Raw genomic sequence first — 23,507 nt, 5'->3', positions numbered from 1 at the left:
AGGCAAGCTGATGACGATTGAAGCGATTGAAAAGCATCCTGTTCCGGCGGGTTTCGGGGATGCGCATGTGGGGGCTGGGGATTATGCGCGGCTTTACGCCGAATCGATCGCGGACCCCGAATCGTTCTGGCGGCGCGAGGGGCTGCGGCTGGACTGGATCCAGCCCTACGGCACCGTCAAGAACACCGACTTCACGCTGGGCCGGGTCTCGATCAGGTGGTTCGAGGACGGGGTGCTGAACGCCTCGGTCAACTGCATCGACCGCCACCTGCCCGCCCGCGCGAACCAGACCGCGATCATCTTCGAGCCCGACGATCCCGCCACCCCCGCCCAGCACATCACCTATGCCCAGTTGTCGGAAAAGGTGAACCGCTTCGCCAACGTGCTGCTGTCCCAGGGCATCATGCGCGGCGACCGGGTGGTGATCTATCTGCCGATGATCCCGGAAGCCGCCTATGCGATGCTGGCCTGCGCGCGGATCGGGGCGATCCATTCGATCGTCTTCGCGGGCTTTTCCCCGGATGCGCTGGCCAACCGCATCAACGACTGCGGCGCCAAGCTGGTCATCACCGCCGACACCGCGCCGCGCGGCGGGCGGCGCACCAACCTGAAGTCGAACACCGACGCGGCGCTGCTGCACTGCTCGGACCGGGTGCGCTGCCTGGTCGTCAAGCATACCGGCGACCAGACCACCTGGATCCAGGGCCGCGACGTGGACGTGAAGGCGCTGATGGAGGCGGCCAGCCCGGACTGCCCGCCCCGGCCGATGGGGGCCGAGGATCCGCTGTTCATCCTGTACACCTCGGGGTCGACCGGCAAGCCCAAGGGGGTGGTGCACACGACCGGCGGCTATCTGGTCTATGCGGCGATGACGCATCAATACGTCTTCGACTACAAGGACGGCGACGTGTTCTGGTGCACGGCCGACGTGGGCTGGGTGACGGGCCACAGCTATATCGTCTATGGCCCGCTGGCCAACGGCGCCACCACGGTGATGTTCGAGGGGGTGCCCACCTATCCCGACGCCGGCCGCTTCTGGGAGGTCTGCGCCAAGCACCGGGTGACGCAGTTCTATACCGCGCCGACCGCGATCCGGTCGCTGATGGCCAAGGGCACCGATCCGATCCAGGGCCACGACCTGTCGTCCCTGCGCATCCTGGGCACCGTGGGCGAACCGATCAACCCCGAGGCCTGGCACTGGTACAACGACAACATCGGCAAGGGCCGCTGCCCGATCGTCGACACCTGGTGGCAGACCGAGACCGGCGGGCATCTGATCACGCCGCTGCCCGGCGCCATCCCGACCAAGCCCGGCTCCGCCACGCTGCCCTTCTTCGGCATCAGGCCCGCGGTGCTGGACGCCCAGACCGGCGCCGTGCAAGAGGGCAACCCGGCCGAGGGGGTCTTGTGCATCGCCGACAGCTGGCCCGGCCAGATGCGCACGCTGTGGGGCGACCACCAGCGGTTCGAAGAGGCCTATTTCCAGCAATATCCGGGTTACTACTTCACCGGCGACGGCTGCCGGCGCGACGAGGATGGCTATTACTGGATCACCGGCCGGGTGGACGACGTGATCAACGTGTCGGGCCACCGGATGGGCACGGCCGAGGTCGAATCGGCCCTGGTCGCCCACGAGAAGGTCGCCGAGGCCGCCGTGGTGGGCTATCCGCATCCGCTGAAGGGGCAGGGCATCTATGCCTATGTGACGCTGATGAACGGGGTCGAGCCCTCGGACGCGCTGCGGGCCGAGCTGGAGAAATGGGTCCGCACCGAGATCGGCCCGATCGCCAAGCCGGACCTGATCCAATGGGCGCCTGGGATGCCCAAGACCCGCTCGGGCAAGATCATGCGCCGGATCCTGCGCAAGATCGCCGAAAACGACTACGCCACCCTCGGCGACATCTCCACCCTCGCCGAACCAGAGGTCGTCGACGACCTCATCAAAAACAGAATGAACAAAGGGTAGGGCAGCCAGCCCGTCCCATTCCGAAAGAACCATCCCTGCGGGCGCAACCTTGCCCGCAGGCCGGGTCCGGCTTGCCTGCGATGGGCCGGCCGCGACCGTCCTACGCGCGCAGACCTCGTCCACCGATGCCCTGAGCCGGCGGACGGACCGACATGATTGGCAGAGGAGGTGCCAGCCCATGGAACAGAATTTGGCGGAGCGGATCGCCGCAAGTCCAAACTATCAGAAACTGAAGACGACCCGGTCGCGGTTCGGGTGGACGCTGACCATCGCCATGCTGGTGGTCTATTACGGCTATATCCTGCTGATCGCCTTCAACAAGGATCTGCTGTCGGCCCGCATCGGCAGCGGCGTGATGACCTGGGGGATCCCGATCGGCTTTGGCGTGATCATCTTCACCATCGTCGTGACCGCCATCTATGTTCGCCGCGCGAACAGCGAGTTCGACGCGCTGAACGACCAGATCAAACAGGGGCGCTGAGATGATCCGCAAACTTTCGGGCGCAGGCGCCCTTGCGCTGCTGATGCTGCCGGGTGCGTCCCTGGCCGCCGACGTGATCCAGGGGGGCGCCAAGCAGGCGACGAACTGGACCGCCATCGCCATGTTCGCCGTCTTCGTGGCGGGCACGCTTTACATCACCAAATGGGCGGCCTCGAAGACCAAGTCGGCCGCCGATTTCTATACCGCCGGCGGCGGCATCACCGGCTTCCAGAACGGGCTGGCCATCGCCGGGGACTATATGTCGGCGGCGTCCTTCCTGGGGATTTCGGCTGCGGTCATGGTCTCGGGCTATGACGGGCTGATCTATTCCATCGGCTTCCTGGTCGGCTGGCCGATCCTGACCTTCCTGATGGCCGAGCGGCTGCGGAACCTGGGCAAGTTCACCTTCGCCGACGTGGCGGCCTTCCGGTTCGCGCAGACGCCGGTGCGGGTCTTTGCCGCGTCGGGCACGCTGGTGGTGGTGGCCTTTTACCTGATCGCGCAGATGGTCGGCGCGGGGTCGCTGATCCAGCTGCTGTTCGGCCTGGACTACTGGATCGCGGTGGTCATCGTCGGCGTCCTGATGATGGTCTATGTGCTGTTCGGCGGCATGACCGCGACGACCTGGGTGCAGATCATCAAGGCTTGCCTGCTGCTGGCGGGCGCGTCCTTCATGTCCTTCATGGTGCTGTGGAAATACGGCTTCTCGCCCGAGGCGATGTTTGCCGACGCGGTGCGCGTCAAGACCGACCTGGCCGCCGCCGCCCCCGACGCCACGCCCGAATCCGCCGCCGCCGCAGGGCAGGCGATCATGGGGCCGGGTACCTTCATCAAGGATCCGATCTCGGCCATCAGCTTCGGCATGGCGCTGATGTTCGGCACGGCGGGCCTGCCGCATATCCTGATGCGCTTCTTCACCGTCCCCAGTGCCAAGGAAGCGCGCAAGTCGGTGATGTGGGCGACCGGCTGGATCGGCTATTTCTATCTGCTGACCTTCGTGATCGGCTTCGGCGCGATCACCCTGGTGCTGACCAACCCGGACTTCCTGGATGCCGAGGGCAAGCTGGTCGGCGGCAACAACATGGCGGCGGTCCATCTGGCCCATGCGGTCGGCGGCAACATCTTCCTGGGCTTCATCTCGGCCGTGGCCTTCGCGACCATCCTGGCGGTGGTGGCCGGGCTGACGCTGTCGGGCGCCTCGGCGGTCAGCCACGACCTGTATTCCACGGTCTTCAAGAAGGGCGCCGCCGACAGCGCATCCGAACTGCGGGTGTCGCGCATCACCACGCTGTGCCTGGGCGCGCTGGCGGTGATCCTGGGGATCGCCTTCCAGAACCAGAACATCGCCTTCATGGTGTCGCTGGCCTTCGCGGTCGCGGCCTCGGCCAACTTCCCGGTGCTGTTCATGTCGGTTCTGTGGAAGGACTGCACCACCTGGGGCGCGGTGATCGGCGGCTTCGTCGGTCTGGCGCTGTCGGTCGGGCTGACCGTGGTCTCTCCCTCGGTCTGGGAGGCGACGATGGGCAATCCGGTCGGATCGGCACCGTTCCCCTATACCTCGCCGGCGCTGTTTTCCATGACGGCGGCGTTCCTGACGATCTGGATCGTGTCGAAGCTGGACAACGGGCGGCGCGCGCGGATCGACCGGGCGGGCTTCCTGGCCCAGCAGGTGCGGTCGGAAACCGGCATCGGCGCGGCCGAAGCCTCGGCCCACTGAAACCGTGCCGCGCCCCTTGCCGGGGGCGCGGCCTTCCCGCGCGAGATGCGAATGACCCGGACCCAGGACTTCATCGCCACGATCCATCCCTATGACAGCCTGCCGCAGGACGAACGGGCGCGGGTCGCCCGTTCCTTCGGCCGCAGGCACTGGCCCGCGGGCAGCGTGATCTATCGCCAGGGCGAGGCGCTGCCGGGCATCTATCTGATCGAAAGCGGCGCGGTGCGCATCCTGGACGCCAGCGGCGACTGCGTGTCGGAACTCGGCCCCCGCAATTCCTTTGGCGAACGGGGCCTGCTGCGCGACGGCCTGGCCGTCACCACTGCCACGGTGACCACGGACGCGACCGTCCTGATGCTGCCCCGCGACGAACTGATGCGGCTGATCGACAGCCAGCCTGCGGTCGCGCGCTTCTTCGACCGGGGCGGGGCGCGGCCCAGCGACCTGGCGGTGCTGAAGGTGGGCGACCTGATCGGCGCCAAGCCGCCGCTCAGCTGCCCGCCCGACACCCCGGCCGTCGAGGCCGCCCGCGCCATGCGCGACGCGGGCGCGGGCAGCATCGGCGTGGTCGAGGGCGGGCGGCTGGTCGGGATTGCCACGATCCGCGACATGTCGAACCGCGTCCTGGTCGAGGGGCGCGACCCGCAGACCCCCATCGCCCAGGTGATGACGCCGGGTCCGATCACGCTGTCGCCGGCGGAGCTGGGCTATGACGTGCTGAACATCATGCTGGAACGCCGCATCAGCCACCTGCCGGTGGTGGAACAGGGCCGCTTCGTCGGCATGGTCAGCCAGACCGACCTGACGCGGGTGCAGGCGCTGTCGGCATCCGCCGTGATCCGCGACATCGCCCAGGCCGCCGATGTGGCGGGCATGGCGGCGGCGACCGCGCGCATCCCCGGCCTGCTGGTGCAGATGGTCGGCGCCAATTACCGGCACGAGGCGATCACGCGGGCCATCACCGACATCGCCGACGCGGTGACGCGCCGCCTGCTGGCCCTGGCCGAGGCGGACCTGGGCCCCGCCCCCGGCCCTTGGCTCTGGGCGGCCTGTGGCAGCCAGGGCCGGCAGGAACAGACCGGCGTGTCGGACCAGGACAACTGCCTGATCCTGGGCGACGATTGCGACCCGGACCATCCGTGGTTCGCCGATCTTGCGCACATCGTCAGCGACGGGCTGAACGCCTGCGGCTATGTCCATTGCCCCGGCGACATGATGGCGACCAATCCGCGCTGGCGCCAGCCGCGCGCGGTCTGGCGGGGCTATTTCCGCGACTGGATCGACCACCCCAACCCCGAGGCGCAGATGCTGGCCTCGGTCATGTTCGACCTGCGCGCCATCGGCGGGGATGCGGCGCTGCTGGCGGGCTTGCAGCACAACACCCTTGCGCTGGCGGCCGAGAAGCCGATCTTTCTGTACAACATGATCGAGAATTCGTTGAAGCACCGCCCGCCCTTGGGTCTGATCGGCACCATCGCCACGCCGCGGTCGGGGCAGTACCGCAACCGCATCGACATGAAGCACAACGGCGTCGTGCCGGTGATCGACTTGGCGCGGGTCTATGCGTTGCAGGGGCGGCTGACCCCCGTCAACACCCGCGCCCGCCTGGTCGAGGCGCAGGCGGCGGGCATCATCGGCGGGCGTGGCGCGGCCGACCTGATCGCGGCCTATGACCTGATCCAGACCGCGCGGCTGGAAAATCAGGCCGCGCAGATACGGGCGGGCGAAAGGCCGGGCAACCACCTGGCGCCGAATGATTTGCCGAACCTGGAACGCAGCCATCTGCGCGACGCCTTCGTGGTGGTGCGGGGCGCGCAATCGGCGCTTGGCCATGGCAAGGGCTTGATGGGATGAAGGTCACGACCGGGCAGCCGGTCCGCCGTCCAAAGGAGGGGACGCCGATGGCAGACATTCTTGTGGTCGAGGACGAGGACAATATCGCCATCGCGCTGGATTTCCTGCTGTCGCGGGAAGGCCACAGCCACCGGCGCATGGCCACCGGATCGGGCGCGGTCGATGAAATCCGCGCCAGCCATCCCGATCTGGTGCTGCTGGACGTGATGCTGCCCGATGTCTCGGGCTATCAGATCGTGCAGGACGTGCGCGCCGATCCGGCGCTGAAGGATGTGCGGGTGCTGATGATGACCGCGCGCGGATCGGCGGTGGAGCGGCGCAAGGGGTTGGCGCTTGGCGCCGACGGCTTCATCGCCAAGCCGTTCGAGCTGTCGGAACTGCGCGCCGAACTGGCGCGGCTGCTGGCCGGGCCATGCTGACCGGGCTGCCGCTGCGGGTCCGCGTCCTGCTGATCTTTGCGGGCCTCGCGGCGGGCGTGGTGGCGCTGCTGGCCCTGGGCCTGTGGCTTGCCGCCCGCGCCGCGCAGTCCGGCGACGCGGCAGGCGGGCTGCTGCAAGGCGCGCTGATCGCGGGCGGCGGGGCGGCGGCGATCATCGCCGGGGTCTGGTTCCTGTTCGACCGCAACGTCGCCCGGCCCATCGAACTGCTGGCGGGGGGCCTGCGCACCGGCCAGACGCCCGAGATCCCCGAGGCGCGCTATCTGGCCGACCTCGGCCCCGCCGCCCGCGACGCGGCCGAGGCCCGCGCCCGCACCGCCGAGGCTCTGTCGGACGCCATCGCCGAACATGCCGCCGACCTGCAACGCGAAAAGCAGACGCTGGAATCCATCCTCGCCGATATCGGCGCGGGCGCGGTGATGACCGATGCGGGCGGCCGCGTGGTCTTCTACAATGCCGCAGCCGCGCGGCTGTTGCCGGGTATCGCGCTGGACCGGCCGCTTGCGCGCCATCTTGCGGGGGACGCCCTGGAATCCGCGGCGGCGCGGCTGGCGGCGGGGGCGGCCTCGACCGACCTGACCTGCCTGACATCGGCCGGGCAGCGGCTGTGGGGCCGGATGCGCGCGGTCGAGGGCGGCACGCTTCTGATGCTGCGCGACCGCCCCGCCGAACGCCCCGCCCCGCGCGAGGCGCTGGAGCGCCTGCGCCGCCATGCCGCCACGTTGGTGCCGATGCTGGAAGCGCTGGACGGGCCGATCCCGCCCGCGCTTGCCCAGGCGATCCGGTCCGAAGGGCAGGGGCTTGCCGCCTCGGTGCGCGAACTGACCGACCGGATGACCGGCGACGCGCCGCAGGGCCGGGCGGGCCTGAACGAGCTTGCCGCAGGGCTGGACCTGTCGCCCGGCCAGCCGCCGCTGGCGCTGCTGGCCGATGCGGCGGCGCTGAACGGGCTCTTGCGCCATCTGGACCGGCACCTGCGCGCCCAGTGCATCGCGCCCCATGTGCGTGCCGAAGCCGAGGGGGCCGAGGCGCGCCTGTCGCTGGTCTGGACCGGCCCGCCGGTGCCGATCGGCCGTCTGGAAGCCTGGCTGTCGGAACCGCCCGACCCGATGCAGCCCGAACTGACCGGGCACGAGATCCTGGCCGCCCATGTCACCGGCCTCTGGCCTGAGGCGGACGGGGACGAGGCCCGGCTGGTGCTGCCCTTGCCCCTTGCGCCCATGCGCGGCGACGAGGCCGGGCTGACCTATGACTTCGCCCTGTCGGGACGCAGCGCCGGATCCACCCGGCTGTCGGACCTGACCTGCGTGGTCTTCGACACCGAGACGACGGGCCTTGATCCCGCGACCGACCGGATCGTGCAGATCGCCGGGCTGCGCATCGCGCGCGGCCGCCTGACCGGCGAGCGGTTCGAGACGCTGGTCAATCCCGGCCGCCCGATCCCGGCGGCATCCACCGCGATCCACGGCATCACCGATGCGATGGTGGCAGGCGCCCCCGACATGACCGGCGCGCTGACGGCCTTCCACCACTTTGCCGAGGACGCCGTGCTGGTCGCCCATAACGCGCCCTTCGACATGGGGATGCTGCGCCGCGCCGCGCTGGAAACCGGGGTCTATTTCGACAATCGCGTGCTGGACACGATCCTGTTGTCGGCGATGGTCTGGGGCCAGTCGGCGCCGCATACGCTGGACGCGCTGACCGCCCGGCTGGGCATCGCCATCCCGCCCGAGGAGCGCCACACCGCGATGGGCGACACCCGCGCCACCGCCGAGGCCTATCTGCGCCTGTCCGCCGCCCTGAAGGCCAAGGGCCTGGACCGGTTCGAGGATGTCCTGTCCGAGGCCAGCCGCCACCGCCGCCTGATCGAGGACGCCAACCCCCCGGCCGCCGCCGCATCCGTGGCGAACACCGTCAGCGCAGCTTTTCAAGCGCCGCCGTAAAGGACGCCATCCAGTCCGCCCCGATCGCATCCCGGTTGGCATCGACCACCGGCTGAAGCCGCTGGGCCAGGCGCTGCTGTTCTTCGGGCGTGACCTCGTTGATCTCCATGCCGTCGTCGGCAAGCGTGGCCAGCAGGCCCTCGGTCTGGCTGCGGGTCAGGTCGCGCTGGAAGTCGCGGGCCTCGGCGGCGGCGTCGCGGATGATCTGGCGTTCCTCGTCGTTCAGCTTGTCGAAGGACGGCTTGCCCATCAGCAGCACGACGGCGTTATAAGAATGGCCGGTCAGGCTCAGATATTTCTGGACCTCCTGGAACTTGTTTGCGTCGATGGCGGTCAGGCTGTTCTCGTGCCCGTCGATGGCGCGGGTCTCCATCGCGGTATAGACCTCGTTGATGGTCATCGGCACGGCGTTGGCGCCCAGTTGGTTGAACATGTCGATATACAGCTTCGAGGGCTGGACGCGGATCTTCAGGCCGTCGAAATCCTCCCATCTGGTGATCGGGCGGATGCTGTTGGTGGTGTGGCGGAAACCCTGTTCCATATAGGCCAGCCCGACCAGGCCCTTGGGTTCCAGCTTCTGGAACAGTTGGGCGCCGATCCCGCCATCCAGGATCGCGTCGGCCTCGGCCGTGCTGCGGAACTGATAGGGCATGTCGATGGCCGAGAATTCGGGCACCATGCCCGCCAGCGTCGTGGTCGTGCCGATGGAAAAGTCCTGCGTGCCGCCCTGCAAGGCCGATTGCATCTGCAATTCGTTGCCCAGCGTCGCGCCGGGATAGACCTTGACCTCGATCTTGCCGCCCGATTTCTCGGCCACCAGATCGGCGAATCTGACCGCCGCCCGAGAGATCGGATGGGCGTCGGGAAGCGGCGTTCCCAGGCGCAGGACATGCTGGCCCACCTCGGCCCAGGCGGTGCCGGACATCATTGCCGTGGTCGCCAGAAGCGCGCAGATTTTCGTCAGTCGGGTCATCGAATGGCTCCTCCCATTTTCGATTGGTTTTCGGTCGCTTGCGGGACAGGGCGATAGATCCTGACCGCATTGTCGTGAAACAGCGCGCGGCGGGCGTTCTCGGGCAGGCCCTGCGTCGCCTGATAGAATCCGTCGAAGATGGGGACGAAGCCGCCCACCAGGCTGTCGACGGGAAAATTGCTGGCGAACATGCACCGCTGCCAGCCGAAGATCGAAATCGCGTCCCGGATGATGGGGCCGTTGTCGGCCAGGCTCCAGGGCCGGTCCTTCAGCCCGATCCCCGAGATCTTCAGCACCACATTCGGATGCCGCGCCAGCCGCGCCATGTGCCGCCGCCATGCCTCCAGCCCTTGGGCGCTGCGGTCGGCGGGCAGGCCCGCATGGTTGAGAACGATCGTCGTCGCCGGAAAATCGGCGGCAAGGTCGGCTGCCGCGTCAAGTTCCCACCAGGGGGCTTGCAGGTCGAACATCAGGCCATGCGCGCCAAGCCGCGCAAATCCGTCGCGCCATCGCGGGTCGTCCATGCCGCCGGTCAGTCCGCGCCGCGCCTGGTCCGCCGAGGGCGCGGCGGCGGGCTTGTGGCGCAGGCTTCTGACCAGCGGAAACCGCGCCTGATCGGCGATCAGACGGGCGGCGTCCGCGCGATCCAGCCAAGCTTGCGCCACGACGGCATTGGGATAGCCATAGGCCGCGTGAAGGTCATGGGCATAGCGGGTCTCGCCCAGCGGGTCGCGCGGATCCCACTCGGTCTCGACATAGACGCTGCCCGCGACCTGGATCGGCGCGGCATCGGCCAGATAGTCGGGCGGCAGATAGCGCCTTCGGATCGGCCGGTAGTCGCCATAGCGGAAGGGGATGGGCGGCTCGTCCGACAGCCAGGGATGATAGTTGACCTGGGGATCCCAGAAATGCTGGTGGGCATCGAAGACCGGCCAGTCGCGGGGGATCTGCATTTCCGCCATCTCAGTTCCCCATGAACCAGGCCATCGGCACCAGCACCAGCGACGGGAACAGCGTCAGAAGCGCCAGAAGCAGCAGATGCGCCAGCAGGAAGGGCCAGACGCCCTTCATCACGTCGTCCATGGTGATCCGGCTGACCCCGCAGATGACGTTCAGGACCGTGCCGACCGGCGGCGTGATCAGGCCGATGGCGTTGTTCATGATGAACAGCACCCCGAAATAGACCGGGTCGATGCCCGCCTGCTTGATCAGCGGCATCAGCACCGGCGTCAGGATCAGGATCGTCGGCACCAGATCCAGGGCGGTGCCGACGATGACCACGATCACCATGATGACGGCCATCAGCAGGATCGGCCGGTCGATCAGCGGTTCGAGGATGGCGATCACGGTCTGCGGCAGGTCAGCGATGGTGATCAGCCAGGCCGCGACACCGGCGGCGGCGACCAGGAACATGACCACGGCCGTCGTCCGCCCTGCCGCCAGCAGCAGGCCGAACAACTGCGCGGGCTTCAATTCGCGATATACGACCATGCCGACGAACAGCGAATAGACCGCCGCGACCACGCCTGCCTCGGTGGGGGTGAAGATGCCCTCCTTGATGCCGACGATGATCAGCAGCGGGATCATCAGCGCCCAGATGCCGTCCTTGAACCGCCTGCCGATCACCCGCAGCGGCTGGCGCGGCGAAACCGGCACTGCGTCCTTGCGCGACACCAGCCACCAGGTCGCGACCAGGAACAGCGCCATCATCAGGCCGGGCGCGATGCCCGCCATGAACAGCTTCTTCACCGACACCCCGGCCGCGACGCCGAAGATGATGAACGGGATCGAGGGCGGGATGACCGGCGCGATGATGCCGCCCGCCGCGATCAGCCCCGCCGAGCGGTTCACGTCATAGCCCGCCTTGCGCATCATCGGGATCAGCATCGCGCCCACCGCCGCCGTATCGGCCACGGCGGATCCCGACATGCTGGCCATGACGATGGCCGCCAGGACCGCGACATAGCCCAGCCCGCCACGGAAATGCCCCACCAGCGAGGTCGCCAGGTCGACGATCCGGCGCGACAGGCCGCCCGCGTTCATGAACTCGCCCGCGACCAGGAAGAACGGAATCGCCAGAAGCTGGAAGCTGTCGGCGCCGCTGACCAGGTTCTGAGAGACGATCTGGGCGTCGAACATGCCCAGGAACAGCATCAGCGCGACGCCGCAGAGGATCAGCGCAAAGGCGATGGGCACGCCGATGGCCATGGACCCCAGCAGCGAACCCAGGAAGATCGCGACGGTCATCGGGCGGCCTCGGGCCGGATTTCGGGGGCGATATCCTCGCTTTCGACCACCTGGACCAGATCGCGGCTGCCCGCCCGTCCGGTCAGGACGCGCAGCAGATGCGCGCCGATCACGACGATCAGGCCCAGGCTGGACACGAAGGCCGCCAGATGGGTCAGCCCGATCGGCAGGCCCGACACCGGCGCCGCATTGCCCCAGTTGATCAGCACCTGCTTCCAGCTGCCGATCAGCAGCAGGCCCGAGCAGAACAGCATCAGCCCGTCGCCCAGGATCGCGCACAGGATCTGGCCGCTGCGGGGCAGGCGGCTGATCAGCGTATCGACGCCCAGATGGCCGTGGTCATACAGCGCCAGCACCGCGCCCATGAAGGTCAGCCAGACGAACAGCGTCCGCGACAGTTCCTCGGACATGCTGACGCCGGAATTGAACCCATAGCGCAGCACGACATTCAGAAACACCAGCACGATCATCGCGGTCATCGCCGCGACCATGAAGACGCGCAGCGCCAGCAGGGCCAGCTTGCCCAGTCTCTCCATTTCCCACATCCTCCTCCGATGATGGCGGAAAGGAAGCCGATGCAGTGATAGCTGTCAATTTGCTTTGCGCTATGGGATGATAACCCATGGCTATCAACATGCACGTTCCACCGCTGACATCGCTGCTTGGCAGGCTGCGGCTGCGCCAACTTTCGCTGGCTGTCGCGGTCGAGGAGCTGGGCAGCCTGCGCAAGGCCGCCGACCGGATCGGCATCAGCCAGCCCGCCGCGACCAAGATGTTGGCGGAACTGGAGGCGGCGCTTGGCCTGCCCCTGTTCGAACGCGGGCGGCGGGGGATGGTCCCGACCATCTATGGCCGGGCGCTGAACCGTCATGCCCATCTTGTCATCTCGGATGTCGGCGCCCTGCGCGACGAACTGGCGGGGCTTGCATCGGGCGCGGCCGGGCGGCTGGCCGTGGGCATGATCACGGCCGCCGCCGCCGGTCCCCTGTCGATCGCCATCGCCCAGTTGAAGCAAAGGCGCCCGCGCCTGGACATCACCATCACCGTCGAGACCAGCGACGTGCTGATCCCGATGCTGGAACAGGGGCGTCTGGACGTGGTGATCGGCAGGCCTGTCCAGACCGATCACGGCCAGGATATCGTCTTCACCCCGATCGGTCCCGAACGCCTGTCCATCGTCTGTGGCGCGCAGAACCCGCTGCGCACCCGGCCCGATCTGTCGTTGCGCGACCTGGCAGAGGCGGCCTGGATCCTTCAGCCTCGCAGCAGCCCGCTGCGGCAGGTGGTCGAGGCCTCCTTCCGCGAAGTCGGGATGGAGACGCCCGCGAACGTCGTCGAAACGGCCTCGATCCTGACGGCCGCAACCCTTCTTCAGCACAGCGGCATGATCGCCGTGGTGCCGCATTCCGTCGCGCTGCATTACGTTTCCAGCGGGATGATGGCCATCCTGCCGGTGATGCTGACGCGGCAGCTTGATCCCTATGGCGCGCTGACCCGCAAGACCCGCGCCGCCATGCCCGCGCTGAGCGAGCTGATGGCCCTGATCCCCTGCGAACCCGACCCCTAGCCAGGACCGATGTATCATGGAACGGAATCGGTCCGCGCCGTTCGATTCAGGATCGTCATTGGACCGCTTTCCGGCGCCCGCGCTAAGCTGCCCTTATGGAGACACAGCCGCCCAGCATCCACCTGTTCCGCCATGATCCGACCCGGAACATGGCGCGCTTCTATAGCCTGGAGATCGCGCCGGATCTTTTCGGGGGCGTGGTCCTGATCCGCAACTGGGGCCGTTCCGGCCATCGCGGCCAAGAGCGCCGGCACTGGTTCGCCTCGGTCGAACCCGCCGAGCGGGAGCGGGACATCTGGCAAAGGCGGAAACTGCGCCGGGGTTACGAAAACCGGGATCGCCTGGACGGCCAAGGCTGAGGGTTAGGGGTTTGCCCGCAGATCTGCCGCCCGGCCGATTCGCGCTTGCCCTGATTGCATCCTCATTCTCTCGACGGCCCGGCAAACAGCACGATCCCGCCGTTTGCGCGGCAAATTCGACAAGCCCCGTTCATTTACTGAAACACGACAATTCCTATAGTTATTTCAAAGCGCGCCCTGCGGATAAGGAGCATGTCATGAGTTTTCGTCTGGGCCTTCTCGACAAGTCGCCCATCGCCGAAGGGTCCACGGGGCCGGATGCGCTGGCGACGACCCTGGCGGCCGCAAGGCTGGCCGACGATCTGGGCTATCACCGTTACTGGCTGGCCGAACATCACGGATCGCCGGGCCTTGCCAGTGCCGCGCCCGAGATCCTGGTCTCGCATATCCTGGCGCAGACCCGGCGGATCAAGGTCGGCAGCGGCGGGGTGCTGCTTCAGCATTACGGCGGCTACAAGGTGGCCGAACTGTTCTCCGTGCTGGCGTCGCTGGCGCCGGGGCGGGTGGAGTTGGGCGTCGGCAAATCGCCGGGCGGGCTGCCGCTGGCGACGCGGGCGATCCAGGCCGAACTGGCGCCGGGGTCCGCCCGCGATCTGGACCGCAAGCTGGCCGATCTGGATGCCTGGCTGAACGGCATCCATCATGGCGCCGACATCGTGCCGCGTGCCGCCGTCCTGCCCGACCGCTTCCTGCTGGGCGGCAGCGTCGACAGCGCCGTGCAGGCCGCGCGGCTGGGCTGGAACTTCGTCCATGCGGGCCATCAGGACGGCGACCGCGACAAGACGCTGGCCGTGCTGGATTCCTATCAGGCGATCGCGGGCCGCCGCCCGATCCTGGCCATCGCCGCCTTTGCCGCCCCCAGCCGGGCCGAGGCCGAGGACCGCCTGGGCGAGTTGCGCATCGTCCGTCCGGTCTTTGCCGACGGCCATGCGGTCAACCTGGTGACCGAGGACGCGGCCCACGAATACGCCCGGCAATACGGCCGCGAGGATTACCGGATCGAGATCCGCAAGCCGACCGCCATCGCCGGAACCGCCGATGATGTGCATCAGCAACTTCAGGCGTTGCAGGCCGATCTGGGCGTGACCGATTTCATCATCGACCAGCCGGTGGCGGATCCCGCCGCGCGGCTGACCTCCATCGAACTGATCGCCAGGCAGGCGCGTCGGGCTGCGGCCTGACCGGAAAGGACCATCATGACCGGCAAACCCATTTCCTTCGGCATCATGCTGCACGGCGCAGGCGGGCACATGAATTCATGGAAGCATCCCGGCGGACCGGCGGATGCCAGCGTGAACCTGGCCTTCTATATCAGCCAGGCGCAAAAGGCCGAGGCCGCGGGCATCGCCTTCGCCTTCGTCGCCGACGGGCTGTATATCAACGAAAAGTCGATCCCGCATTTCCTGAACCGCTTCGAACCGATGACGGTCCTGTCGGCGTTGGCCGTGGCGACGAAGAAGATCGGCCTGGCCGGGACCATTTCCACATCCTATTCCGATCCGTTCACGGTGGCGCGGCAATTGGCCTCGCTGGATCTGATCTCGGACGGGCGGGCGGGATGGAACGTCGTCACCACGCCTCTGGAAGGGACCGCGCTGAATTATTCGCGCGACCACCCGGACCACGCCCTGCGCTATGAGATCGCGGACGAATATCTGGAGGTGACGCAGGGCCTGTGGGACAGCTGGGACGACGACGCGATTGTCAGGGACCGCGAGACCGGGCAATTCTTCGACCCCGACAAGCTGCATACTCTGAACCACAAGGGCCGGTTCTTCCAGGTCGCCGGGCCGCTGAACGCGCCGCGTTCCAGGCAGGGCCAGCCGGTGATCTTCCAGGCCGGATCCTCGGATGCCGGGATCGGGCTGGCCGGGAAATACGCCGATGCGGTGTTCACCCATTCGCCCTCGCTGGAAGAGACGCGCGACTTCACCAACCGCGTCAAGGATGCCGCCGTGGCGCATGGGCGTCGGCGCGACGACGTGAAGATCTTCCCCGGAATCTCTCCCATCGTCGCGGAAACGCATAAGGCAGCCGAGGCGAAATATCGCGAGATCCAGGCGCTGCTGTCCATCGACGAGGCCCTGGCCTATCTGGGCCGCTATTTCGACCATCACGATTTCACGCAATACGACCTGGACGCGCCCTTCCCGGATCTGGGCGAGATCGGCAGGAACAGCTTCCGATCCACCACCGACCGCATCAAGGCCGACGCCAAGGCCAAGGGCCAGACCCTGCGAGAGGCCGCACTGGCCGCCGCGACGCCGCGCCCGCATTTCATCGGCACCGGGGCCGAGGTGGCCGACAAGATCATCGACTGGATCGACGCGGGCGCGTCCGACGGCTTCATCCTGGGCTTTGCGGTATCGGCCCAAGGGCTGGACGATTTCATCCGCCTGGTGATCCCCGAGCTTGAGGCGCGGGGCCGTTATAGCCGCCATCTGCCCGGAGAGACGCTGCGCGACCACCTGGGCCTGCCGCGCAAGGAAAGCCGTTATAGCCGGGAACCGGCGGCCGTGGCGAAGGCGGGGTGAACCAGGCGGACTGCCCTTCCGCAGGCTCTTTTGCCTTGGTCCAAATATCCCGGGGGGAGTCCCGCAGGGACCGGGGGGCAGCGCCCCCCGCCCCGCCAGCCTAGCGAAGCAGGTCGAACATCCCGGCGAAATCCCGCAGGATCTGCCGGTAATCCTCTGGTTCGAACTCATAAGGCAGTTCCAGGCGCAGGTGGTCGACCTGCGGCAGGATCGGGTCGTGGCGCAGCGCGGCCATGATCTGGTCGCTGGTGCCGGTCAGGTCGGGCAGGAACATCGTGTCCCGCGGCCCGTTCGGCTGGCAGGTGCGGGGCAGGCGGCGTTCCACGAAAGCGGCGTATTTCTCGCGCTGTTCGGGCGTCGCGCTGTCGGTGGGCAGCAGCACCCTGCCCAGGGCGACCTGCGGCTGCCCTTGGCCCTGCCAGGCCTCGCGATAGGTGCGGATCAGGTCGGCCTGGGTTTTCAGGAAGACCTTGTGGCGTTCGGCGGTGATGACATTGCCGGTCAGCAGCTTCCAGCCGTTGCGGCCCGCCCATTCCGCCGAAGCGGTCGAACCCCCGCCATACCACAGCCGGTTGGTCAGGCCCTTCGCATGGGGTTGCAGACGGGGGATCTGATCGCCCGCCGCGTTCCCGGCCTCGGCCCGGTCGGACAGAGGCTCGCTGCGCAGCGCGCGGGCCAGCCGTTCGGCCGGGGCATAGCGGCTTTCGCCCTGCGGCCATTGCGGCAGATAGCCGTCCAGCAGATGCGCGAAGGGCGCGGGACCGGCGCTGACGCCCACGTTCAGGCGGCCGCGCGACAGCACATCGACCGTCGCCAGATCCTCGGCCAGGCGGAAGGGGCTTTCATAGCCAAGCTGGATCACCGCGCTGCCCAGGCCGATCCGGCTGGTGCGTTGCGTGGCCGCCGCCAGGAAGGTCGCGGCCGACGACACGCCGCGTTCCAGATGCCGCTGGCGCACCCAGGCACTGTGATAGCCCAGATCCTCGGCCAGTTCGAACAGGCGCAGGGTTTCGTCCAGGCCGGTGAACGGATCGTCCCCGGCGAAATTGCCGGGGATCAGGATGGCGAAATGCGAAATGCCCATGGGTCAGAACCTCGGCAGGCCGGGCGGGTTGACCTGGGACTGGTCCAACGCCTCGTCCTGGACATGCCAGCGTTCCAGGGTCCGGCCATAGGCGCCGCTTTCGATCAGCCCGTTGATGGCGATGGACACGGCCTCGGCCAGGCCCGAACCCTTGCGGAAGGTCGCCGCCACGTCGGATCGTTCCGGCCAGCCCGCCGACAGGGTGCCGACCTTGCGGAAATCGCCGTCGCGGGCGGCGATGAAGACCAGTTGCGCGTGGGGCTGGACCATCACGTCCACGCGGCCCGACCGCAGCGCCAGCAGCTTGGCGCCCTCGTCGTCGTAATAAACCAGTTCGGCGGGTTCCAGCCCGGCCTGGGTGTTCAGCTCGTTCCACTTGTTGAGGATGCGTTCCTGATTGGTGCCGATGCCGACAACGATGGTCAGGCCAGCGATGTCCTTAGGTTCCCTGATCGACTGCACCGCGCTGTCTTTATGGACGAAGAACCCGTGCAGGCCCTGGCGATAGGTGGCGAAGTCGAATTTCTCTTTCCGCTCCTCGGTCACGCCGACATTGGAAAACACCGCGTCCAGCTTGCCCGATTGCAGCGCCAGCGGCCAGTCGGCCCAGGCGGTCGGCACCACCTCCAGCTTCAGGCCCAGGCTTTCGGCGATCAGCAGCGCGGTGTCCACGTCCGCGCCCACCACCGTCTGCGTGTCGGTGGCATAGGTGGACAGCGGCGGGCCGCCCGGATTGGTGCCGATGGTCAGCGTGCCAGGCGTCACGAAGGGGAAATCGGCCGGGATCGCCGCGATGGCCTGCGGGTTCGGCTGGGCATGTTCACGGTTCGGCTGTTCGGGGGACAGGTCGAAAGGTCCGTCCTGCCCAAGGGCGGGCAGGGTGGACAGCAGCGCGCCGGTCACGGCGGCGGCAATGCTGCGCAGGAAGACGTTCATTCGGGATGGTCCTTGCAGAGGGGCGCCCCGGCCGTGCGAACCGGGGCAGAGGGGATCATTTCTTGGCGAGGCCGGGCGGATTGGTGCGCGATTCCGGGATCGCTTCGCTGTCCAGCCCCCAGCGGGCCAGCACCCTGGCGTAGGTGCCGTTCTGGATCTGGGCGTTCAGCGCGGCGGTGATCGCGGGGGCCAGGCCCGTGTCCTTGCGGGTGACGACGCCGATATCGGCCTGGTTCGGGAAGCCGCCCGGCAGGGTGCCGACCAGCCGGATCTTGCCGTCCTTGCTGGCCTTGAAGGCCGAGGTCGCGTTCGGCCCCAGATAGAAGTCGATGCGCCCCGATTCCAGCGCCAGATCCTGAACCACCTCGTCGTCGAAATAGGACACGGTGGTGTCGGGCAGGCCCTCGGCCTTGTTCTCGTCGATCCAGCGCAGCAGGATTTCCTCTTGGTTGGTGCCCGACGACACCGCGCCGTTCAGCCCGGCGATATCCGTGCGGTCGTCGATCTGGGTGATCTTGCTGTCCTTGGCGACATAGAAGCCCAGCAGGTCGTTGCGATAGGTGGAAAAGTCGAACTTCTCCTTCCGTTCCTCGGTCACGGTGATGTTGTGGATCGCGGCGTCGTATTTGCCGGATTCGACGCCCAGCGGCCAATCGGCCCAGGCGACGGCGACCAGTTCCAGCTCCAGCCCCAGGCTGTCGGCGATCAGTTGCGCGATGTCGGGTTCGTTGCCCACCGGCGTCTTAGTGTCGGTCGCATAGACCGCCAGCGGCAGGCGGTTCGGAACCGCCGCGACGGTCAGCTTTCCGGGCGTCACCCATGGGTAATCCGGGGGCAGCAGGTCGATCGCCGCCTGAACCTTTTCGACGCGGATCCGGCCCGGCTGTTCGGGGCTGAGGTCGATTTCCTCGGCCGCAACGGCGGCCATCGGCAGCAGCGTCATGGCGGCGACGGCCAGAACGCGGGGTGACAGGGTAAACAGGGACATGAGACCTTCTTTCCGTTTCGGCGTGAGAGGGGTCCGCCCGGTGCCCAAGATGCGGCACCGGCGATGCGGATCGGGGGGATGGAAGCGGCCGGGACGTGCAATCAGGGAGGAGGGAACCGCACGTCCCGGCCGTCAGAGCACCTTGGCGATGAAATCGGCGGTCCGGCGATTCTGCGGGTCGTTCAGGACCTGCGCGGGACTGCCGGTCTCGACGACCCGGCCCTGTTCCATGAAGACGATGCGGTCGGCCACTTCGCGGGCGAAGCCGATCTCATGCGTCACGATGATCAGCGTGATGCCGGAACTTGCCAGTTCCTTGATCACGTCCAGCACCTCGCCCACCAGTTCGGGATCAAGCGCGCTTGTGGGTTCGTCGAACAGCAGCACCTTGGGTTTCAGCGCCAGGGTGCGGGCGATGGCGACGCGCTGCTGCTGGCCGCCCGACAACTGCCGGGGATAGGCGCCCGCCTTGTCCGACAACCCTACGCGGGCCAGCAGATCCAAGGCCAGCCGCTCGGCCTCGGCGCGCGGCAGGCCGCGCACGGTGATCGGCGCCTCGGTGATGTTGTCCAGGACGGTCAGGTGCGGGAACAGGTTGAAGTTCTGGAACACCATGCCGACATCGGCGCGCCGGGTCAGGATGTCCTTTTCCGGCAGCTCGTGCAGCGCGTCGCCGTCGCGGCGATAGCCGATCAGCTCGCCGTCGATGGCGATATAGCCCCGGTCCACGCGTTCCAGGTGGTTGATGCTGCGCAGCAGGGTGGATTTGCCCGACCCCGAAGGGCCGATGATCGCCGTGACCGATCCGGCGGGGATCACCAGGTCGATGTCCTTCAGCACCGTCAGGTCGCCATAGGATTTCGTCACGCCGCGGATTTCCACGGTGCCGCCCTGGGGCAGGCTGCCGGCCCAGTCGCTGCCGGGCTGCTGCGCGCGCAGGATCGGCGAGGGCAGGGGGGCGGCGTCTGCGGATTTCGGCGGCGGGGTCAGGCTGACCAGCCCCAGCCTGGCAAAGACCGCGCGGAAGGCGTTGGGGGGCAGGGTGCGCAGCGCGCCGCGCGCGTAATGCCGTTCGATGTGATACTGGATGACCGACAGGACCGACAGGATGATCAGATACCAGACCGTCGCGACCATCAGCAGCGGGATCACTTCGAGGTTGCGGCGATAGATGATCTGGACGGTATAGAACAGTTCCGGCAGCGCCAGCACATAGACCATCGAGGTGCCCTTGGCCAAACCAATGATCTCGTTGAAGGCGGTGGGGACGATCGACCGCATCGCCTGCGGCAGCACGATCCGGCGCGCCTGATGGCCCTTGGGCAGTCCCAGGGCGGCGGCGGCCTCGTGCTGGCCCTGATCCACGGACAGGATGCCGCCCCGGATCACTTCGGCCGAAAACGCGCCCAGGTTCAGCGTCAGCCCCAGCACGGCGGCCAGGAAAGGCGTCATCAGCTGCGTGGTGTTATAGCTGAAGAAGGTGAAATCGGTGAAGGGCACGCCCAGCGAGACGGTCGCATACAGATAGCCCAGGTTGTTCAGGATCAGCAGCAGCACGATCAGCGGGATCGACCGGAACAGCCAGATGAACCCCCAGGCCAACCCTGCCAGCAGCGGCGAGGACGACACCCGCGCCAGGGCCAGCACCGTGCCCAAGGTGAACCCGAAGAAGGCGCCAAGCGCGGTCAGCAGCAGGGTGCGGCCCAGGCCCACCAGCACGGGTTCGGACAGGAACCATTGCGCAAAGATCGGCCAGCCCCAGCGGGGATTGGCCAGCAGCGAATACAGGATTCCCGCCAGCAGGACCGCCGCCACGGCGGTGCCGATGGCGCGGGCTCGGTGCCGGATCGGGATGACGCGCAGGCTGCCCAGGTCGGGGCGCGGCGGTGCGGCGGGGGCGTGAAGGTCGGTGGCACTCATGACGCGGCTCCTGCAAGGGGTTGCGACCGGGCGGCCTTGGCGGCGGCGGTGGCCTGGGCCGCCGCCTCGAAGGATGCGGCGGGCTGTTTCAGGGGCGAGGTGCCGAGACGGCCCGCCTGCGCGCCGATATGCTTTTCAAAGGGCAATGTGGCATACAGTTCGGGCGGCAGGGCCGGGTCGAACAGCGGGCGATAGCCCAGCCCCAGATACAGGCCCTGCGCTTCGGGCTGGCGGAAGCCGGTGGTCAGGTAGACGCGGGTATAGCCCAGCGTCGCCGCCTGGCGTTCCAGTTCCAGCACGATCCGCCGGGCCAGACCCTGCCTGCGCAGGTCGCCCCGCGTCCAGATGCGCTTGAATTCCGCCGTGTCCGCGTCCAACCGCATGAAGGCGCCGCCGCCGATGGTTTCGCCCCCGCGGATCAGCAGCAGGAAGGTGCCATGGGGCGCCGCGAAGGCTTCGGGCGGATAGCGGAACACCTCGTCCCGCGCGCCGCCCTGGCTGAACAGCGTGCCATAGCGTTGGTCATATTCGCGGATCAGATCCTCGACCAGCGGACGGGCGCGCGGATCGGTCGGAGAGGTCACGACAAAGCTGTCAGTCATGCGGGGATTCCGTTCAGAAAGCGTTCCGCCAGCGCGGCCCAAAGCGTCGCGGCGGGGGCGATGATGTCGTCGTTGAAGCGGTATTCGGGGCTGTGCAGCGGCGCCCCGTCACCATTGCCGACAAAGAAGAAGCTGCCGGGGCGGTGATGCAGGTAATGGGCGAAATCCTCGGACGCCGTGCGCGGCGCGAAATCGGCGATGACCGCATCCGCGCCCAGGGCCGCGATGGCCACATCGCGCACCAACCGGGTTTCGCGGGCGGTGTTGACGACGCTGGGAAAGCCTTCGATGACGGTCACCCGCGCCTGAGCCCCGAAACCGGCAGCGACCGACTGGAACAGCGCGGGCACCTTGCGCGTCAGCAGCGCGCGCGTCTCGGCGGCATAGCTGCGCAGGCTGAGAGTCAGGTCCACCTGATCCGGGATCACGTTCGACGCCTGCCCGCCATGGATCGATCCCACGGTCACCACAGCCATGTCCAGCGGGTTCACGTTGCGCGAGACCACCGATTGCAGCGCGGTGATGGCATGGGAGGCGGCGACCACCGGATCGACGGCCAGATGCGGCTCGGCCCCGTGGCCGCCGCGCCCGACAAAGCGCGCCTCGATCCGGTCGATGGCGGCCATGGCGGGGCCTTCGACGAAGCCGAACCGGCCCGCGGGAACGCCCGGCCAGTTGTGCAGCCCGAAGATCGCATCGACCGGATAGCGGTCGAACAGCCCGGCGTCGATCAGGGTCTTGGCGCCTGCGCCGATCTCCTCGGCCGGTTGAAAGATCAGCCGCAGCGTGCCGCGGACCTTGCGGCTGCGGGCCAGGTGATGCGCCGCCGCCAGCAGGATGACCGTGTGCCCGTCATGGCCGCAGGCGTGCATCACGCCGGGGACGGTGCTGGCAAAGGGCAAGCCGGTCGCCTCGTCGATGGGCAGGGCGTCGATGTCGGCGCGCAGGCCCAGCACCGGACCGGGGCCGTTTTCCAGCGTGGCGATGACGCCGGTCTTGGTCAATTGTTCGACCCGATAGCCCCAGCGTCGCAGCAATTCGGTGATCCGCGCGGTGGTGGCGCGTTCGGCGAATGCCAGTTCCGGCCGGGCATGGAATTCCCGGCGCAGCGCCACGAAATCGGCGATGCTGCCGGCGATGGCCGCCGCTGTCGCGGAAGGGGGGCTGACAGCGATGTTCATGGATACTCCTGGCTTTCCTCGAATGGCGGCGGACAGCCAAGAGAATCGGGCGCCGCGCTAATCACTACAATATCGCTGTAGATTTTTCCGTAAATGAAACAGGTCGGTCTTTTTCGGCCGCCAGACGCGCGATATTTTCCGCCAGGACTGGTCGGGGAAACGGCTGATTTCTCTTGGGCTCTGGAGATGCGGGATGAGGCAGCCGTGGCCATTCAAGAGCATCATGTATCGGATGCTGGGGCTTCGCTGCGCAGGGGCTTCCGTCAGAGGCGCCAGCGAGCCGTCAGAACGGACAAGCGCCTCAAGTCGCGTTCCCCCTGCAGGCTCCATTCTGAATGCACCAGTCCTGCGGGGCAGGGTTTGTCATGGTGCCTCCAGTCTTATCAGTTCATCTCGAAACGCTTCGATGGGTGTCCGGTAGCCCAGGCACTTCCGGGGCGTGGCGTTCAGGCGCTGACACATCATTCTCATCGAACGAGGCGTCAGCTGCAACACAGCGGTGTCTCGGGGCAGGTAGCGACGGAGCCGCCTGTTCATGTTCTCGACCGAGCCTTTTTGCCAAGGCGCCTGCGGATCGCAGAACCACGCCTTCGTGCCCATGCCACTCTCCAGCTCGCGCCAGGCCACGAACTCCAGGCCGCGGTCAAAGGTGATCGAGCGCCGCGCCTCGGCGGGCAGGGGTGACATCTCATGAATCAGACGGTTCATGAGGGGCCGA

21 protein-coding genes are annotated in these 23,507 nt (G+C 67.5%); 10 read left to right on the top strand and 11 right to left on the bottom strand.

The features are described 5' to 3' along the window. Positions 1–10: 10 nt before the first annotated feature. The 6 genes from acs to ACTJI6_RS20430 all read left to right on the top strand — a co-directional run bounded on the left by acs (position 11) and on the right by ACTJI6_RS20430 (position 8,398). Positions 11–1,966, top strand: coding sequence for an acetate--CoA ligase (acs, locus tag ACTJI6_RS20455; protein WP_440798663.1), 1,956 nt, complete (start codon positions 11–13; stop codon positions 1,964–1,966). Positions 1,967–2,144: 178 nt separating this feature from the next. Then, complete coding sequence (locus ACTJI6_RS20450) at positions 2,145–2,447, top strand: DUF485 domain-containing protein (protein WP_440803257.1); 303 nt, start codon at positions 2,145–2,147, stop codon at positions 2,445–2,447. 1 nt (position 2,448) lies between these two features. Continuing rightward, the gene (locus tag ACTJI6_RS20445) at positions 2,449–4,164 is read left to right on the top strand and encodes a cation acetate symporter (protein WP_440803255.1); all 1,716 of its coding nucleotides are present in this window, start codon (positions 2,449–2,451) and stop codon (positions 4,162–4,164) included. A 51-nt stretch (positions 4,165–4,215) separates the two neighbouring features. Beyond that, a complete protein-coding gene (locus tag ACTJI6_RS20440) occupies positions 4,216–6,018 on the top strand; it encodes a DUF294 nucleotidyltransferase-like domain-containing protein (RefSeq protein WP_440803254.1) in 1,803 nt (600 codons plus the stop codon). Between the two features lie 47 nt (positions 6,019–6,065). Continuing rightward, positions 6,066–6,437: a response regulator transcription factor gene (locus ACTJI6_RS20435; protein ID WP_028720512.1), complete on the top strand. Its 372-nt coding sequence runs from the start codon at positions 6,066–6,068 to the stop codon at positions 6,435–6,437. Continuing rightward, a complete protein-coding gene (locus ACTJI6_RS20430; RefSeq protein WP_440803253.1) occupies positions 6,431–8,398 on the top strand; it encodes an exonuclease domain-containing protein in 1,968 nt (655 codons plus the stop codon). Before ACTJI6_RS20435 ends, ACTJI6_RS20430 begins: the two co-directional genes overlap by 7 nt. Here the strand turns inward: ACTJI6_RS20430 and ACTJI6_RS20425 are convergent. The 4 genes from ACTJI6_RS20425 to ACTJI6_RS20410 are packed head-to-tail and all read right to left on the bottom strand — an operon-like array spanning position 8,370 to position 12,154. After that, on the bottom strand, positions 8,370–9,371 hold the full coding sequence (locus tag ACTJI6_RS20425) for a TRAP transporter substrate-binding protein (RefSeq protein ID WP_440803252.1): 1,002 nt from the start codon (positions 9,369–9,371) through the stop codon (positions 8,370–8,372). The two genes, ACTJI6_RS20430 and ACTJI6_RS20425, sit on opposite strands and share 29 nt — an antisense overlap. After that, entirely contained in the window at positions 9,368–10,333 is a 966-nt protein-coding gene (locus ACTJI6_RS20420; RefSeq protein ID WP_440803251.1) for an amidohydrolase family protein, read from the bottom strand. Before ACTJI6_RS20420 ends, ACTJI6_RS20425 begins: the two co-directional genes overlap by 4 nt. 1 nt (position 10,334) lies before the next feature. Continuing rightward, the gene (locus tag ACTJI6_RS20415; protein ID WP_126154448.1) at positions 10,335–11,618 is read right to left on the bottom strand and encodes a TRAP transporter large permease subunit; all 1,284 of its coding nucleotides are present in this window, start codon (positions 11,616–11,618) and stop codon (positions 10,335–10,337) included. Further along, positions 11,615–12,154 carry a TRAP transporter small permease gene (locus ACTJI6_RS20410; protein WP_440803250.1) on the bottom strand — a complete coding sequence of 180 codons (540 nt, stop codon included), beginning with the start codon at positions 12,152–12,154 and terminating at the stop codon, positions 11,615–11,617. Before ACTJI6_RS20410 ends, ACTJI6_RS20415 begins: the two co-directional genes overlap by 4 nt. 86 nt (positions 12,155–12,240) lie before the next feature. Between ACTJI6_RS20410 and ACTJI6_RS20405 the strand changes: the two genes are divergently transcribed. The 4 genes from ACTJI6_RS20405 (at position 12,241) to ACTJI6_RS20390 (ending at position 16,078) form a co-directional block, all read left to right on the top strand. After that, a complete protein-coding gene (locus ACTJI6_RS20405; RefSeq protein WP_440803249.1) occupies positions 12,241–13,185 on the top strand; it encodes a LysR family transcriptional regulator in 945 nt (314 codons plus the stop codon). Between the two features lie 95 nt (positions 13,186–13,280). After that, on the top strand, positions 13,281–13,544 hold the full coding sequence (locus ACTJI6_RS20400) for a WGR domain-containing protein (protein ID WP_440803248.1): 264 nt from the start codon (positions 13,281–13,283) through the stop codon (positions 13,542–13,544). Positions 13,545–13,741: 197 nt separating this feature from the next. Continuing rightward, positions 13,742–14,725 (top strand): MsnO8 family LLM class oxidoreductase, encoded by a 984-nt coding sequence (locus ACTJI6_RS20395; RefSeq protein WP_440803247.1) that lies wholly within the window; start codon positions 13,742–13,744, stop codon positions 14,723–14,725. Between the two features lie 15 nt (positions 14,726–14,740). Further along, the gene (locus ACTJI6_RS20390; RefSeq protein ID WP_440803246.1) at positions 14,741–16,078 is read left to right on the top strand and encodes an LLM class flavin-dependent oxidoreductase; all 1,338 of its coding nucleotides are present in this window, start codon (positions 14,741–14,743) and stop codon (positions 16,076–16,078) included. A gap of 100 nt (positions 16,079–16,178) precedes the next feature. Here the strand turns inward: ACTJI6_RS20390 and ACTJI6_RS20385 are convergent, their stop codons facing one another. The 7 genes from ACTJI6_RS20385 to ACTJI6_RS20355 all read right to left on the bottom strand — a co-directional run. Then, positions 16,179–17,162 (bottom strand): LLM class flavin-dependent oxidoreductase, encoded by a 984-nt coding sequence (locus ACTJI6_RS20385; protein WP_440803245.1) that lies wholly within the window; start codon positions 17,160–17,162, stop codon positions 16,179–16,181. 3 nt (positions 17,163–17,165) lie between these two features. Continuing rightward, a complete protein-coding gene (locus ACTJI6_RS20380; RefSeq protein ID WP_440803244.1) occupies positions 17,166–18,098 on the bottom strand; it encodes an ABC transporter substrate-binding protein in 933 nt (310 codons plus the stop codon). 55 nt (positions 18,099–18,153) lie between these two features. Continuing rightward, the gene (locus tag ACTJI6_RS20375; protein WP_440803242.1) at positions 18,154–19,086 is read right to left on the bottom strand and encodes an ABC transporter substrate-binding protein; all 933 of its coding nucleotides are present in this window, start codon (positions 19,084–19,086) and stop codon (positions 18,154–18,156) included. Between the two features lie 132 nt (positions 19,087–19,218). Beyond that, the gene (locus tag ACTJI6_RS20370; RefSeq protein WP_440803241.1) at positions 19,219–21,006 is read right to left on the bottom strand and encodes an amino acid ABC transporter permease/ATP-binding protein; all 1,788 of its coding nucleotides are present in this window, start codon (positions 21,004–21,006) and stop codon (positions 19,219–19,221) included. Next, the gene (locus tag ACTJI6_RS20365) at positions 21,003–21,608 is read right to left on the bottom strand and encodes a GNAT family N-acetyltransferase (protein WP_440803240.1); all 606 of its coding nucleotides are present in this window, start codon (positions 21,606–21,608) and stop codon (positions 21,003–21,005) included. Before ACTJI6_RS20365 ends, ACTJI6_RS20370 begins: the two co-directional genes overlap by 4 nt. After that, positions 21,605–22,789, bottom strand: a complete 1,185-nt coding sequence (locus tag ACTJI6_RS20360) for an amidohydrolase (protein ID WP_440803239.1) — start codon at positions 22,787–22,789, stop codon at positions 21,605–21,607. The genes ACTJI6_RS20365 and ACTJI6_RS20360 overlap by 4 nt, the downstream gene beginning before the upstream one ends. Before the next feature lie 363 nt (positions 22,790–23,152). Continuing rightward, positions 23,153–23,507: IS30 family transposase (locus ACTJI6_RS20355; RefSeq protein ID WP_440801365.1), on the bottom strand; the 355-nt coding region annotated here is incomplete at its 5' end.

Source organism: Paracoccus sp. 22332 (genome assembly GCF_052045125.1).
GTDB lineage: Bacteria > Pseudomonadota > Alphaproteobacteria > Rhodobacterales > Rhodobacteraceae > Paracoccus > Paracoccus haematequi_A.
The sequence above is the reverse complement of the archived record's forward strand: the minus strand, read 5'-3'. Positions and strand labels throughout refer to the sequence as shown.